This is a genomic window from Pseudomonas fjordensis, assembly GCF_976987115.1.
In genome coordinates this window covers 6,661,136-6,674,974 of record NZ_OZ336860.1, presented here as the reverse complement: position 1 = coordinate 6,674,974, position 13,839 = coordinate 6,661,136, and the positions used below count along the sequence as shown (strand labels likewise).

Here is a 13,839-nt window from a genome sequence, read left to right as displayed (position 1 = left end):
GGCGGTGGGCCGTGCTGGGCAAGTCAAACTTAACAGAGATCACATCTATGCTTTTTTCCCGTAAGGCGGTTTCCAAGCGTCACCTGCTGCTGATCGCAGCTGGTTTCAGCACCGTGTTGACTGGTTGCGCTACGTCGCCTGCGTCCAAGGTAGCGTCGAGCACCAAGGTCGAGTACTACCCCAACTGCTACGAGCCGGTGCAGCACCTGCGCGCCACCGATTCGGACATGACCAAGTCGGTCGTCACCGGTGCCGCGATCGGCGCGGCCGGCGGTGCCCTGCTGGGCGCGCTGACCGGCGACAAGGACAGCCGTGGCCGCAATGCCGCAATCGGTGCCGCAGGCGGCGCCCTGGCTGGCGGCGCGGCGGGTTACTACACCGAGCGTCAGAAGCAGATCACCGATGACAACCAGCGCATCGCGTCCTACTCCACCGACTTCAACAAAAGCGCCTCGGACATCGACCGCAGCACCGCCTATGCCAAGGCCTCGCAGCAGTGCTACCAGAGCGCATTCACCAAGCTGGTGGCTGATCGCAAAGCCAAGACCGTCAACGACACCGAAGGCCGCAAGCGCCTGGCGGAAATCGTCGCGGGCCTGAAGGAATCCAATGACCTGATCGTGACGGTCAACGGCAAAGCCAGCGAAGACCTGAACAACTACACCCAAGCGTACGAGAAAGATCTGCAACAGGTCGGCGTACAGCGCAGCGATGTGGTGACCGTGGCCACCGCCGATACCACGCCAGTGGTCGCTCCGGCCAAGGGTAAAAAAGCCGTCAAGCCTGCCAAGAAGCCGGTGCTGCCGACAGTGCCGAAAGAAGCGGTAACCACCGAGCGCAGCATCCAGACCGTGCAGGCCAAGCAAGCTGAAAGCAAGCAGGTTGCCAGTGCGGGTAAGACCCAGATCGAAGCGACCTGCCGCAATCCAAACCTGGCCGACTGGGCGCCAGTGCCGTGCCCTAACGTTTAAGTACTTGTTGCTATAAGCGTTAAACGCCAACCGATCTGCGCCTAAAGCGCGAGATCGGTGGCGTTCTTTTTGCAAATCGTTACACTGCTGCGGCCACTCCAATAAATACACCGAGGCCGTGTGCATGAAATTTCGTCTTCTCCTGTGGGTGCTGGGCCTGATGATGGGCAAAGCCAGCCGCACCAACCCCGCCTTCCAGCAGCAACTGGGTGACAAAGACCTGGCCTTCCAGCTGCAGACCCTCGACGGCAAGGTTGCCCGTCACTTCATCGTCAAAGACCAGCGCATCACCAGCCGCTCAGGTGTCCACCCGGCGCCGGCCTTCGCGATTGCCTTCAAGGATGCCGCCTACGGCTTCGCCACGATGCAGGCGAAGAACAAGCAACTGGCGTTCATGACGGGGATTCAGGACAAGTCGATCCAGATCAAGGGCAACCCGGCGCTGGTGATCTGGTTCCAGGGGCTGACCAAGTATCTGAAGCCGAAGAAAAAGAAGTAACGATGACGCGGGTTGCCTGCCGCCCCGCGGTGTTCTCAGGTTTTTCGCGAGCAAGCTCGCTCCTACATTGAGGGGGGATGTTCAGGGACTCCGCGTTGGATTCATCGCAGGCAAGCCAGCTCCCACAGTGACCGCGTTCCAACTTGGAAATACGGTCAATTGTGGGAGCTGGCTTGCCTGCGATAGCGGTGTAACAGGCGGCGGGTTTACCCCTGGCTGCGCAACAGGCGCACCGCCAGACATACCAGGTTCTCGGGGTATTGCCGTCATCTCACCGGGTTACTTGCCCCGAGACATTGAGTACCCGATCAGCTAGCAACTGTGCCAGTTCGATTAACTGCGCAACGCCCAGCAGCTCCTCTCGTTTTGGTCCTTCAAGGTCAAAGGCCAGATCGCAACTCAGCGCATTGGCCGAGGCCAGTGTTTCGCTGAGGTTGACCAACAGGTCTTCGGTACTGATGCCTGCGGCTACAGTGAACAAGCGGATGGGGGGATGGGGGGTAGGTTGGATCATCGTGAACTTCCTGATTTAAGTGGAGCTGCCACAGATCGCCGCGACGCGATCGGGTGGTAGCTGTACGCAGGTTCGCGGACCGGAATCAGGAAACCGGCATACCCGAAGGTATCCCGCGCACAGCCACCATAACGCCGCACAGTAGACGATAAAAAGGCGTCATCTGAAAGCGGAAATGGCACTTTGCGTCTGATTAAACCGGGCCGCGACGCCCAACCGCTGCGTGTGCAGCGGTGTACGAAGACTAGAGGTCGAGTGTCCTAGGGACAACCTCAAAGCCTTGTAAGACGTTTCTGTTTTTCCCACTACCTAGCCGAACGGACAGTTGTTTGGCTTTGCGCTCGTCAGCAATATCTTCCTTGCGCCATTTCGGCGCCCTTCCTTTTGCATAGCAACGCAACGACCGCGTTTGAGCATCCTTGCGCGCTAAAAAAGGACCAAACATGAAGAGCATTGATTTTCAAGTTCAGCAGCCAGTTGGACCGACCAACGCCAACCTCATCGACTGCATGGAGAACCCAATGTGAGGCGCTACAACATCACCACAGGTTCAACCACCACGGTGGGTGGCAAGGTAACCAGCGGTTGTGAGGGCACCAGTTTCAACGGCGAAATGATCTCGAGGGAGGGTGACCGGGTCGCTTGTCCGGCTTGCGGCACTGAAGGCTTCATCGCGCTTACCGGCCCTCATTTGCACGAAGAGTGGAACGGCAAACAAGCGGCACTGGAGGGTGATCTGTGCATCTGCAAATGCGATCCGCCGCCGGAGTTGATTGCCAATCAGAGTTCCAAATCTCAGGAGTTTGGTCCCCAACCTCAACGTGTCACCCCGATTGTAATGAGGCCGACTGCATCCGCCTCGCCCCCTGCGAATTATGCCGCGCCCGTTGCGTCGAATCGTGCCGCTGATGCCTGCGTTTTTGCCAAGTCCTGCGTTTCGGTACCGGCCGGTTCTACAGCTGCGGGCACCGCCCCGGAAAACGCCAAAAACTTCGGCACCACCGCCCTCATGGCTTCAACCGGTAGCACGGGCGCCGTCGGCAGGGTAGCCGGCACACTCGGCAGCGACCTCGGTGCCTGGGCTGTACGAGGCTTGGCCGGCGCCAGTTCCGCCCTCAACCTCGTGCTGCTGGCATTCTGGCCACGGGATATCGGTGATTCAACGCTGTACACCCCGGAGCAGTTGGAGGGGATACGTTTGGCCAGCACGCGAGTGCGTTTCCAGTTTCGCCAGGATGAGTCCGGTGAACTGCGTGTTTATGGCCTACATACCCAACCTGGCAGTGGCGCTGACCGTGTGCCGGTTGCACAAGCCCGGTGGAATGTGGACAAAAGCGCGATGGTGGCGGTGCTGGATGGCATCAGCATCACATGGACGCCGAACCATGGGCCGGTGGTCAACGCGCCGAGTCCGTATCCGGGTGCACAGGAACGTCTGGATAATTTGTTCGTTCATCCGATTGCAGTGGGGCAAGACTCGGCAATCAGCCACTACCCTGGCCGGGAAGCTAACGAAGTTACCTGGCAGGATACGATCATTTCGTTTCCTGCTGACTCGGGTATGCCGCCGTTGTATTTGGTGTTTGCCAAGCCAATGGTTCACCCACTGGAAGTTGGGCCATATGACGACTTGAGCAGTCGCAGCATCAAAGACGGCTATGACATCGATCATCTTCCGGCTCGTAAAGTGCTTGAAGCTGTTCTGCTAAAACTTGACGGAGAAATGGATCCACGGGAAATAAGGGATTACCTTCGGCGAGCCCCAAGCATCGCTATTCCTGCCCGAGTCCACCAAAAATATAGTGAGACCTACGGCGGGCGTAGTACCAAAGCAAAGCAGATGCAGGATGCCTCCGACCTGAGGGCCGCGGTGGACAGCAACTTCAATGCGATTAAACGCGGACTTCTGGAGGAAGGCTTCACCGAAGCAGACGTCGAAGTGGCTCGGGAGCAACTGCATAGGCTCAGTAAAGAACAGGGGTGGTATTGATGAGTGTGCAAACTATTAATGGCTGGATCAGAAATCTGGGCAAACGCTACGAAGATTTGATTACCGAAGGGCTGATACCGAACCAGCCATTACAAGAACTTTATGACGGGCGGGATCGCCTGCACTTAGAACCTGCATGGGGACTTTCCCTGAGTTTTTGGGCAGAAACCAAGCGATTGGAAGCGCTGTTCATCACTCTGATTAAAAGCACTCCGTCGACATTGGAATATAAGGGCGAGCTGCCCAAACCTCTCGCTTCTACGATGACGAAATCCGACATTCGGTCGCATTTCGGCGTCCCTGTAGAATCAGGTGTTCCTGTAAAAATGCCACAGCCCGGGGGTATGACTGGAGGGTGGGATGCCTATCATCTTGATCCAAGCACACATCCGAATACCAAGCTGGTTTGCAAGTACACCTCCACTTTTCAGGTAAAAGCGTTGGTGTTTACATTGATTGATAAGAACCACGACTGATCTGCGTTCTGTTCCCAACTGGTTCGCCCCGCGTGGGAACGAGCGTCAAAGACGTAGAGCGTTCAGATGCACCGCGTTGGATTCATCGCAGGCAAGCCAGCTCCCACAGTGACCGCGTTCCAACTTTGAAATACGGTCAATTGTGGGAGCTGGCTTGCCTGCGATAGCGGTGTAACAGGCAGCAGGTCTATCCCTGGCTGAACTGCGAAGCCAATTCGCGCAACAGCACCTCGGCATCCAACACTTTACCCACCACATCCTCCGCCTTCTCGCGGCTCAAGCCCAGGCGCTCAAGCAGTGCATCCGGAATGGATTCATCCGGCCCGGAGCCGATCCCCCGGCTGCGCAACAGGCGCACCGCCAGGCACACCAGGTTCGGGTATTCGGCGTATTGCCCGTCATACGTGGGGTCGTGCTGGAAGCGCAGGGCGGTGCACAGTTCGTCCGGCATGTCCCAGTAGCGCATCAGCCAGGCGCCGATCTGTTCGCGGCTGATGCCCAGCAAGTGTTGCTCGACGTAGCTGTGGCACAGGTGCGGGTTGACCTCCAGGTGCCGGCAGATCAGCGAGAAGTGCGGCGGAAACACGTGGGCCAGCAGCAGGTAGCCGAAGTTGTGCAGCAAACCTGCCAGGTAGGTCAGGCCGGCTTCCGGACGCTGGGTACGGGGCATGGCGCGGGTCAGGCCCTCGATCACGGCCGCGGTGTAGATCGACTGGTGCCAGTACGGCGTGGACAGGTGCGGGCGGTCCTTGGGCAGGCTCAGGGTTTTGCCCAGGGCCAGGCCCAGCGCCAGGTTGATCACAAGATCAAAGCCCAGCACGCGCACGATGGCGTCTTCCACTGAGCGGATCTTGCCCGGCGAGGCGTAGTAGGGCGACGCGGCCCAACTTACGACCTGGGCGGCAAGGGCTGGGTCGGTTTCCACCACGCCAGTGATGTCGTCGATGGTGGCGTTGGGGTCGACACGCAGCTTGATGATCTTCTGCGCAGTGTCGGCCAGCGGCGGAATCTCGATGGTCGCTTCCAGGCGTTGCTGGATACGGCGCGCAGTGAACGCTTGCATCGCCTGGGTGATTTCCTCGCGGTCATCATTAGGGCGGTCGAGGTTCGGGCGGATGTTGCTCAAGGGTTCGCCAAACTGGGCGGCGCTGGCCTTGGTGAGCAGGCTCTTGAAGGCGTCGGTGGGGATTTCCAGCAACAGCCCGGCTTCGCCCGAATGCACCAGCAGGCTCGGCTCATTGAGCAAGCGGCCTTCGTACAGGCATGGCGAACTGGTCAGTGGCGGCAAGCCTGGCAGCAGGCTCAAGTCATGCTTGCCCAACATCCGCTCGACACGCTCGGGGGCCACGGCCGTGAGGCGGCGACCGGTGAGTTCGGCGAGGCGGTTGAGGTCCAGCAACTGGCTTTGGGGGAACAGCACCATGAGCGCGCCAACCGCATCCTCAAGCAACACCGCCTGGACCTTTCGGGCAGGGTTCAGGCCAGGCTGTTCGATGACTTCCGTGTAGGGGATGGCGAGCTTTGCGAGCAGCGCCCGAATGACCGGCGGGGCGGTCAGTGGGGCTGTGGCGAGGGCAACTTCTGACATGGCCTGATCCAATTTCTTACATTCATTGGAGTATAACCAGCTTGATACAGGTGTTGGTCGGATAAGTGTTCTTTGTGACGAGGTTGGCTGCGCGCCGATCCCGCTGTAGGAGCGAGCTTGCTCGCGAAGAGCTTCCTGACGGCGCGATCACCCAGAATGTCCGCGTTATCGTTGGCGTTCTTCGCGAGCAAGCTCGCTCCTACAGGAGGGGATCAGACTTGGCCGTATTGCTGGCCGTGGCGCAGCCAGCGGTTGAGCAACGGGCTGACGTGGTCGGGCCAGCGTTCAAGCAGGGCCTGAGCGGCGTCGCGGACCGCGGGCAGCAGGTCGGCATCGCGCATCAAGTCGGCAACCTTGAATTGCAGCAGTCCGGTCTGGCGCGTACCGAGCATTTCACCGGGGCCGCGCAGTTCGAGGTCTTTTTCGGCGATGACAAAACCATCGTTGGTTTCGCGCATGATGCCCAGTCGCTGGCGACCGATCTGCGACAGCGGCGGGTGATAGAGCAGCACGCAGTGGCTGGCGGCGCTGCCCCGGCCAACCCGGCCACGTAACTGGTGCAGTTGTGCCAGGCCCAGGCGCTCGGGGTTTTCGATGATCATCAGGCTGGCGTTGGGAACGTCCACGCCCACTTCGATCACAGTGGTGGCCACTAGCAATTGCAGGTTACCGGCCTTGAACTCGGCCATCACTGCGGCTTTTTCCGCCGGTTTCATACGGCCATGGATCAACCCGACCTTGAGCTCACCCAAGGCACTGGTGAGGTCCTCATAAGTGGTTTCGGCGGCCTGGCAGGTCAGTTCTTCGGACTCTTCGATCAGGGTGCACACCCAGTACGCCTGGCGGCCTTCGGCGCAGGCACCGCGCACGCGCTCGATCACTTCGACGCGCCGCGTGTCGGTGACCAGCACGGTGTTGACTGGCGTACGCCCTGGCGGCAGTTCGTCGAGAATCGAGGTGTCGAGGTCGGCGTAGGCGCTCATGGCCAGGGTGCGTGGGATCGGCGTGGCGGTCATGATCAACTGGTGCGGGTTCATGCGCCCGCCCACGCCTTTCTGGCGCAGGGCCAGGCGTTGTTGCACGCCAAAGCGGTGCTGTTCGTCAATGATCACCAGCGCGAGGTTCTTGAACTGCACTTCGTCCTGGAACAGTGCATGGGTGCCCACCACCATCGGTGCGCCGGCAGCGATCTGCTCCAGGGCGGCCACGCGGTTCTTGCCTTTGAGCTTGCCAGCCAGCCACGCCACTTCCAGGCCCAGGGGTTCGAGCCAGCGCTTGAAGGTGATGAAGTGTTGTTCGGCGAGGATTTCCGTGGGTGCCATCAACGCCACCTGGTAGCCAGCTTCCAGGGCTTGCAAGGCGGCGAGGGCGGCGACCACGGTTTTGCCGGCGCCTACGTCACCCTGGATCAGTCGCAGCATCGGTTCTTGCTGGCTGAGGTCGTAGGCGATTTCATTGCCCACGCGCTGTTGCGCGCCGGTGGGTGCAAAGCCGAGGTTGGCCAGGTATTGCGCAGGCAGCCGCGTGGCCTTGGGCATTGCCGGGGCGCGCAGGGAACGCATGCTTTCGCGCAGGCGTTGCTGGGACAGCTGGTGCGTGAGCAGTTCTTCAAAGGCCAGGCGATGCTGGGCCCAATGATGGCCGAGGGCGAGCTCGTCCACATTGGCATCGGCGGGCGGGTGATGCAAATACCGTATCGCATCGGCCAGGGGCGCCAATTGATAGTCGCGGGCCAGCTCCAGGGGCAGCCAATCGGGCAGGCTTTGCGGGCCGAGCATGGTCAGGGTCTGCATGCACAACTGGCGCAGACGTTGCTGGGTCAGGCCCTCGGTCAGCGGGTAGATCGGCGTGAGCGTGGTGTCCACCGGTGGCGGTTCATCGCCGGTAATGGCGCGGTATTCCGGGTGGTAGATTTCCAGGCCCGAGGCGCCTGGGCGTGCCTCGCCGTAGCAGCGCACGCGGGTGCCACGCTTGAGGCCTTCCTTCTGCGCGTTGCTGAAGTGGTAGAAGCGCAGGCTCAAACCGCCAGTGCCGTCCTGCAGGCGCACCACCAGGCTGCGGCGCTTGCCCATCACCACGTCGGCGCCACTGACGGTGCCTTCGATCACCGCGTCCTGCCCAGGGCGCAAATGGCCGATGGGCACCACGCGAGTGCGGTCCTGGTAGCGCAGGGGCAGGTGGAACAGCACGTCCTGAAGGTTCTCCAGGCCGACCTTGGCCAGTTTCTCGGCCATGGCCTCACCGACACCCTTGAGTGCCGTCACCGACACCTGCGACAACTCAGTCATACCGTGGCTTAGCTCGCAACGGGCGGCTTGGCCACCGAACACAGGCGGATCGAGTCCGCGAGGATCTCAATCGCTTTGGGGCGCGGGAAGCTGGCGCGCCAGGCAATCGCCACGGTACGGAACGGCACCGGCGGCGTGAGTGGGCGCACTTCGATCACGCCTTGGGCGTAGTGATGGCTGTCTACCGCAGACAGCGGCAGGATCGAAATACCCAGGCCGGAAGCGACCATATGGCGAATGGTTTCCAGGGAGCTGGATTCCACCGTGGTGTGCTTGGCGCCGTCGTTGCCCTTGGTCAGGGTCGGGCAGGCTTCCAGCACCTGGTCGCGGAAGCAGTGGCCTTCACCGAGCAGCAGCAGGCTCTTGTCATTGAGCAGGCCGGCGTCGATGGTGTCCTTCTTGGTCCACGGGTGGGAGGCCGGCATCAGCACGTAGAACGGCTCGTCGTAGAGCGGCAGGGTCAGCACGTCCGCCTCGTTGAAGGGCAGGGCGATGATGATCGCGTCCAGCTCGCCGTTGCGCAGTTTGTCGCGCAGCACGTGGGTGAAGTTTTCTTCGATATACAGCGGCATCTGTGGCGCAACACGGTGCAGTTGCGGAATCAGGTGCGGGAACAGGTAGGGGCCGACTGTGTAGATGGCGCCGACTTTGAGCGGTGCGGTCAGCTGGTTCTTGCCGGCCTGGGCCAGTTCGCGAATGCTTTGCGCTTGTTCCAAGACCTTCTGGGCCTGGGCAACGATGCCTTCGCCCACCGGGGTGAGGCGCACGGCGCTCTTGCTGCGCTCGAAAATCAGCACACCGAGTTCGTCTTCAAGCTTTTTCACACCCACCGACAGCGTCGGCTGGCTGACGTGGCAACGTTCGGCGGCATGGCCGAAGTGCTGTTCTTGGGCGAGGGTCACGATGTAGCGTAATTCTGTAAGAGTCATAGCGGGCGTCCATGAGGTTGCGGGCCAAGCATACCGGCTGCAATCGATAGACGCACGTTATCAGAACTTTGCTGGGGATTGAGTGGGGAATGTCGGAATTTTGCTGAGGTCATAAAGCGCATGTGGGAGGGCGCAGGTCCCTCCCACAGTGCTCTGTCAGCGGCGACGCTTGTCGATGTTGTAAACGAATGGCGCGACCAGTTCGACGCTGCCGTTTTTCAACAGGTCGGCCGGCGGCTTGGGCAGAGGCTGAGCCTTGCGGATCATCTCAAGGGTTGCGCGGTCCAGGTCGGCGTTGCCGGAGCGGCCTTCCAGTTCGTAGGACAGTACATTGCCTTCGCCATCGACCACGAAGCGCAAGCGGTTCATACCTTCCTTGCCACTGCGTTGAGCGCCAGGCGGGTACTTCTTGTACTTCTGCAGATGCGCCAGCAACGTGCTTTGCCAGGAAGCCTGAGCGGCAAGCTGCTGCGCCGATGGGCCCGGCGTAGGTTGTGCGGACTTCTGCGCAGGTGCGTTGCTCGGCGGCGTTTCGCTCGGTGGCTCCTCGGAAGGTTTCTCCTTGGGCGGCTCGGGCTTCTTCTCCACCGGCTTTGGCGGTTGTGGCTTAGGCTTGGGCTTGACCGGCTTGGGCACCTGGATCGTTGGCTTGGGCGCCTCGGCCAGCTTCGGCAGGGGCAGCTCTTCGACCGGTGGCGGCGGCGGCGCAACGACCTTGGGCGGGGCTGGAGGCGGCGGTGGCGCTGGCAGCGGCGCCAGGTCGATGACCATGGCGGCGGGTGGCAGCTGGATCGCCTGCGGCGCGGACCATTGGAGCGCGATGATGATCGCGACGGCATGCACGCCCAGCACGACGGCGAGGCTGGTGCCATAACGCGTCAGTTTGTGGCGCGTCGTGATCATTTCTTGGCTGCCGTCTCAAGTCCGACCAGGCCGACCTTGAGATAGCCGGCTGCCCGCAGGGCATCCATCACGCTCATCAGGTCACCGTAGTCCACGCCTTTGTCGGCTTGGAAGAAGATCGTCGTGTCTTTCTTGCCTTGGGTCTTGGCGTCCAGCACCGGCCCCAGGGTCTCAGCCTTGACTTCTTCTTCGCCCAGGAACAGGCGTTGGTCCGCCTTGACGCTGAGGAAGATCGGTTTCTCTGGCCGCGGCGCCGGCTTGGCGCTGGACGCGGGCAGGTCCACTTTGATGTCCACGGTCGCCAGCGGTGCCGCCACCATAAAGATGATCAGCAGCACCAGCATCACGTCGATAAACGGCGTGACGTTGATTTCGTGGTTCTCGACGAGTTCGTCGTCGCCTTGATTCAAATGCAGGCCCATGGCCGATTACCCCACTTTCACCATGTGCGGTTGCGAGCTGCGCTCGGTAGGCAGGTGATCGAGGTCACGGCTGACCAGCAACAGGACTTCAGCCGATGCATCCGACACCTGGGCCTTGTAGCCGGCAATCGAACGGGCGAAGACGTTGTAGATGACCACCGCAGGAATCGCGGCAACCAGGCCCAGGGCGGTCGCCAGCAGTGCTTCGGCGATGCCGGGGGCAACGACGGCGAGGTTGGTGGTCTGGGTTTTGGCGATGCCGATGAAGCTGTTCATGATGCCCCACACGGTACCGAACAGGCCGACGAAGGGCGCGGTGGAACCGATGGTGGCGAGTACGCCGGTGCCGCTGCTCATGTTACGGCCGCAGGCGGCAACCAGGCGCTCCAGGCGGAAGCTGACACGCTCCTTGATGCCTTCTTTTTCGCGGGTGTTGGCCGACAGGCGCATTTCTTCCAGCGCGTCGTGCACCAGCAGGTTGGCCAGGGTGCCCTTCTTGGTCGCGGTTTCGCTCGCTTCCTTGAGGGTGGTGGCTTTTTTCAGGTGGACGATTTCAGCACGCAGACGACGCTTGGCGCCCAACAGCTCGAAGCCTTTGGCAATCCAGATGGTCCAGGTGATGATCGAGGCGATGGCCAGGCCGATCATCACGGCTTTCACCACTACGTCAGCATTCTGGTACATGCCCCATGGCGACAAGTCGTGGGCCATGCCCAGGGTGTTGTCTTCTTCCAGTACCACGCCGGTTTCGTCGGCAGGTGCGGCAGCACCGGCGGCCTGGGCCGGGTCGGTAGCCACTGGCGCGACGGCAGGCGCTGCCGGGGTCGCGGCATTTTGCTCGGCGGCTGCTGGAGCGGCGGGGGCGGTGGCGTCAGCGAATGCGGCGGTCGGTGCCAGCAGTACGCTGAACAGCATCGCAGCAATCGCACGCCAGGCGCGGGAGGGACTGTGAAGCTTGGTTGGCGAAGCGGGGGTTGTGTGACGTGTCATGCTGGCCGGACCTGAGAGAAAAAATGGGTGATCGTCCTTCCAGACCCAAAGGGTCGAGGACAAATGGGCGGTCATTATTGCAAGTAATTCTTGTTAACAGAAGTAATACAGTAACTTTATTTGTGCTTTTTCTGGCCGTCGGTCATGTCTGGCGGCTAATCTGCGCCTTTAAGAATGGAGTTTTGTAATGTCTGCGCCTTCTGTTGTGATTGCCGGTTGCGGCGATGTGGGTAGTCGGCTGGCTAGCCAATTGCTGGCCTCGGAATGGGAGGTCCACGGCCTGCGCCGTGATATTTCGCGCCTGCCCGACGGGGTGATCGGCATCGCCGGCGACCTGTTCAAAAAGGATTGCCCTGACACCTGGCCCATCGGCGGGGTGGATTATCTGGTGTACTGCGCCGCTGCCACTGACCACGACGAAGCCGGCTATCGCGCCGCCTACGTGCAAGGGTTGCTGCATGTGTTGGAGTGGCTGGACGACTACGGCCAGACGCCCAAGCATTTGCTGTTTGTTTCCAGCAGCAGTGTGTATGGGCAGCAAAACGGCGAGTGGGTCGACGAAACGTCCGAGACGCAAGCGAAGGGCTATTCGGGGCAGGTGATGCTGGAAGCTGAGCAAGTGGCGCTCAATAGCGGTATTCCAGCCACCATCGTGCGTTTGACCGGCATCTACGGGCCTGGCCGTGAATGGCTGCTGACCCAGGTGCGTCAAGGCTACCGCGTAGCGGTTGATCCGCCGTTGTATGGCAACCGTATCCACGCCGATGACGCCGCGGGCCTGCTCGCCTTTTTGCTGCGGCATGTGGAAAAGGGCGGCTCGCTGGACAAGGTCTACATCGGCGTTGACGATGCGCCTGCGCCATTGGCCGAAGTAGTGGCCTGGCTGCGCGAGTATCTGGGTGTGACCGAGTGGGCCGAGGACGCCAGTGTGCGCCGTGCTGGCAGCAAACAATGCAGTAATGCGCGTATCAAGGCGTTGGGCTGGGTGCCGACATACCCGACTTACCGGGAAGGCTATGCGGCGATCCTGAAAGGCTGAAACGCGGTCAAAACTGTGGGAGCTGGCTTGCCTGCGAAGACGGCCTCACAGTCAACACAGTTGAACCGGGTACATATCCGTTATTTAGGTAACGGCCACCTAGGGTTCCGCTCTGACAGCGGGTCACTTTTGGAAGGACCCAAAAGTAACCAAAAGGTCCTCGCCCCACCACTCGGCACCTCGCCTAGGCTCGGTGTGCCCGTAATCCGCCAGTGATTTGGGGGGCCGCCGCCACGCGCCATCCATGGCGCGGGGCGGCTAAACCGGCATCCCTGCCGGTTTACCCCCCAAATCCCTGTCGAATTCCGGCCAGCGTGGTTTAACGGGGCGCCTGAGATCAAAAGCAGATCAAGATCAAGAGCGACTCGCTTCGCATCGTGGTTACCGTTGATCGAGTTGTGTGGAGACCTACGATTCTCGCAGGCAAGCCAGCTTCCACATTTTGATTCAGGTGAGGCTTTTATTACTTTTCAAGCAGCCACTGGCGAGGGCCTGGCGTAAACGAAGGCACTTCATCGGCCTGCGCAGTATTGATCGCCTGGAAGATCTCCAGTTGCTCACCCTTGCGCGCGAAAATCCAAGGGTTGCCCTGGCCATTCAGTTGCAGCCAGATGCTGTCATAGCCGCCGCTCATGGAGGCGCAGTCGCCTGCCAGGCAGAGTGAATAACGATCAACCCCCGGCAGGCCGGCGACTTTGCCGTCAGCCTGGAACTGCACCGTGGCGCCGCTGCCGGTGCCGTCGCTGATCTTCCAGTCGCCGCCCATGTAGGCCGCGTACAGTGCGCGTTCGAAGTTGGCGCCCAGTGGCGCGCCTTCTGGAGCCGGGTCTTTGGCGCGGGCAAACAGCTGCTCGGGCTCATTGTCGTTGGCCACTTGCAGCAGTTGCTTGCCTTTGCGCTTGAGTTCGGTGGCAGAGCTGCCATAGAAGTCCACGTTCCACGCGCCGGGTTTTTCACCCGACAACTTGCCTTCCGCCACTTCAAAACCGTTGTAGTAGCGCGCCTGCAAGGCCTTGGTGTTGACCTCCCACTCAAGGTTGGGGCCATAGGACTGCAGGGCTTCACGCAAAGGGCCGCCCTTGGCTGCCGCGTCGATGGCGGCCTGGTTGATCCAGGTGCCGCTCACATCCAGGTCGGCGGGGTTGCTGGCACAGCCGCCGAGCAACAGGGCGAGCAACGAGGAGGCTACAAGCGCTTTGCGCATTACGAAATCCTTCTGAAACGAAGTCG

13 protein-coding genes are annotated in these 13,839 nt (G+C 60.9%); 5 read left to right on the top strand and 8 right to left on the bottom strand.

Annotated features, from left to right (window positions below; all coding sequences use genetic code 11):
• The first annotated feature begins 47 nt into the window (after window positions 1-47).
• Together tagQ and ACWHXD_RS30725 are read left to right on the top strand one after the other, a co-directional pair.
• Window positions 48-971: a type VI secretion system-associated lipoprotein TagQ gene (gene tagQ / locus ACWHXD_RS30730; RefSeq protein ID WP_003195532.1), complete on the top strand. Its 924-nt coding sequence runs from the start codon at window positions 48-50 to the stop codon at window positions 969-971.
• A 124-nt stretch (window positions 972-1,095) separates the two neighbouring features.
• A complete protein-coding gene (locus tag ACWHXD_RS30725) occupies window positions 1,096-1,470 on the top strand; it encodes a hypothetical protein (protein WP_003195530.1) in 375 nt (124 codons plus the stop codon).
• Between the two features lie 271 nt (window positions 1,471-1,741).
• Here the strand turns inward: ACWHXD_RS30725 and ACWHXD_RS30720 are convergent, their stop codons facing one another.
• The gene (locus ACWHXD_RS30720; RefSeq protein ID WP_057710580.1) at window positions 1,742-1,984 is read right to left on the bottom strand and encodes a DUF6124 family protein; all 243 of its coding nucleotides are present in this window, start codon (window positions 1,982-1,984) and stop codon (window positions 1,742-1,744) included.
• A gap of 523 nt (window positions 1,985-2,507) precedes the next feature.
• Here ACWHXD_RS30720 and ACWHXD_RS30715 point away from each other — a divergent pair.
• A complete protein-coding gene (locus ACWHXD_RS30715) occupies window positions 2,508-3,974 on the top strand; it encodes an S-type pyocin domain-containing protein (RefSeq protein WP_138761995.1) in 1,467 nt (488 codons plus the stop codon).
• Window positions 3,974-4,450, top strand: coding sequence for a DUF6392 family protein (locus tag ACWHXD_RS30710; protein ID WP_138761996.1), 477 nt, complete (start codon window positions 3,974-3,976; stop codon window positions 4,448-4,450). Before ACWHXD_RS30715 ends, ACWHXD_RS30710 begins: the two co-directional genes overlap by 1 nt.
• A gap of 187 nt (window positions 4,451-4,637) precedes the next feature.
• On the opposite strand, the gene ACWHXD_RS30705 is transcribed toward ACWHXD_RS30710, so the two are convergent.
• The 6 genes from ACWHXD_RS30705 to exbB all read right to left on the bottom strand — a co-directional run bounded on the left by ACWHXD_RS30705 (window position 4,638) and on the right by exbB (window position 11,570).
• Window positions 4,638-6,038 (bottom strand): aminoacyl-tRNA deacylase and HDOD domain-containing protein, encoded by a 1,401-nt coding sequence (locus ACWHXD_RS30705; protein WP_094774741.1) that lies wholly within the window; start codon window positions 6,036-6,038, stop codon window positions 4,638-4,640.
• Between the two features lie 212 nt (window positions 6,039-6,250).
• Window positions 6,251-8,326, bottom strand: a complete 2,076-nt coding sequence (recG, locus tag ACWHXD_RS30700; protein WP_138761998.1) for an ATP-dependent DNA helicase RecG — start codon at window positions 8,324-8,326, stop codon at window positions 6,251-6,253.
• 8 nt (window positions 8,327-8,334) lie between these two features.
• A complete protein-coding gene (locus tag ACWHXD_RS30695) occupies window positions 8,335-9,255 on the bottom strand; it encodes a hydrogen peroxide-inducible genes activator (protein WP_003195523.1) in 921 nt (306 codons plus the stop codon).
• 156 nt (window positions 9,256-9,411) lie between these two features.
• Window positions 9,412-10,158 (bottom strand): energy transducer TonB family protein, encoded by a 747-nt coding sequence (locus ACWHXD_RS30690; protein ID WP_003195521.1) that lies wholly within the window; start codon window positions 10,156-10,158, stop codon window positions 9,412-9,414.
• Window positions 10,155-10,580, bottom strand: coding sequence for a TonB system transport protein ExbD (exbD, locus tag ACWHXD_RS30685; RefSeq protein WP_003195519.1), 426 nt, complete (start codon window positions 10,578-10,580; stop codon window positions 10,155-10,157). Before exbD ends, ACWHXD_RS30690 begins: the two co-directional genes overlap by 4 nt.
• Window positions 10,581-10,586: 6 nt before the next feature.
• A complete protein-coding gene (exbB, locus tag ACWHXD_RS30680; RefSeq protein ID WP_032894531.1) occupies window positions 10,587-11,570 on the bottom strand; it encodes a tonB-system energizer ExbB in 984 nt (327 codons plus the stop codon).
• A gap of 187 nt (window positions 11,571-11,757) precedes the next feature.
• Here exbB and ACWHXD_RS30675 point away from each other — a divergent pair, with 187 nt between their 5' ends.
• Window positions 11,758-12,609, top strand: coding sequence for an SDR family oxidoreductase (locus ACWHXD_RS30675; protein WP_098950042.1), 852 nt, complete (start codon window positions 11,758-11,760; stop codon window positions 12,607-12,609).
• Between the two features lie 463 nt (window positions 12,610-13,072).
• Here the strand turns inward: ACWHXD_RS30675 and ACWHXD_RS30670 are convergent, their stop codons facing one another.
• On the bottom strand, window positions 13,073-13,813 hold the full coding sequence (locus ACWHXD_RS30670; RefSeq protein ID WP_003195513.1) for a hypothetical protein: 741 nt from the start codon (window positions 13,811-13,813) through the stop codon (window positions 13,073-13,075).
• Between the last annotated feature and the right edge of the window lie 26 nt (window positions 13,814-13,839).

Excerpts from the sequence above, each read along its gene's own strand:
- tagQ (WP_003195532.1), top strand. The coding sequence starts at position 48 with ATGCTTTTTTCCCGTAAGGCGGTTTCCAAGCGTCACCTGCTGCTGATC.
- ACWHXD_RS30725 (WP_003195530.1), top strand. The coding sequence starts at position 1,096 with ATGAAATTTCGTCTTCTCCTGTGGGTGCTGGGCCTGATGATGGGCAAA.
- ACWHXD_RS30720 (WP_057710580.1), bottom strand. The coding sequence starts at position 1,984 with ATGATCCAACCTACCCCCCATCCCCCCATCCGCTTGTTCACTGTAGCC.
- ACWHXD_RS30710 (WP_138761996.1), top strand. The coding sequence starts at position 3,974 with ATGAGTGTGCAAACTATTAATGGCTGGATCAGAAATCTGGGCAAACGC.
- ACWHXD_RS30705 (WP_094774741.1), bottom strand. The coding sequence starts at position 6,038 with ATGTCAGAAGTTGCCCTCGCCACAGCCCCACTGACCGCCCCGCCGGTC.
- recG (WP_138761998.1), bottom strand. The coding sequence starts at position 8,326 with ATGACTGAGTTGTCGCAGGTGTCGGTGACGGCACTCAAGGGTGTCGGT.
- ACWHXD_RS30695 (WP_003195523.1), bottom strand. The coding sequence starts at position 9,255 with ATGACTCTTACAGAATTACGCTACATCGTGACCCTCGCCCAAGAACAG.
- ACWHXD_RS30690 (WP_003195521.1), bottom strand. The coding sequence starts at position 10,158 with ATGATCACGACGCGCCACAAACTGACGCGTTATGGCACCAGCCTCGCC.
- exbD (WP_003195519.1), bottom strand. The coding sequence starts at position 10,580 with ATGGGCCTGCATTTGAATCAAGGCGACGACGAACTCGTCGAGAACCAC.
- exbB (WP_032894531.1), bottom strand. The coding sequence starts at position 11,570 with ATGACACGTCACACAACCCCCGCTTCGCCAACCAAGCTTCACAGTCCC.
- ACWHXD_RS30675 (WP_098950042.1), top strand. The coding sequence starts at position 11,758 with ATGTCTGCGCCTTCTGTTGTGATTGCCGGTTGCGGCGATGTGGGTAGT.
- ACWHXD_RS30670 (WP_003195513.1), bottom strand. The coding sequence starts at position 13,813 with ATGCGCAAAGCGCTTGTAGCCTCCTCGTTGCTCGCCCTGTTGCTCGGC.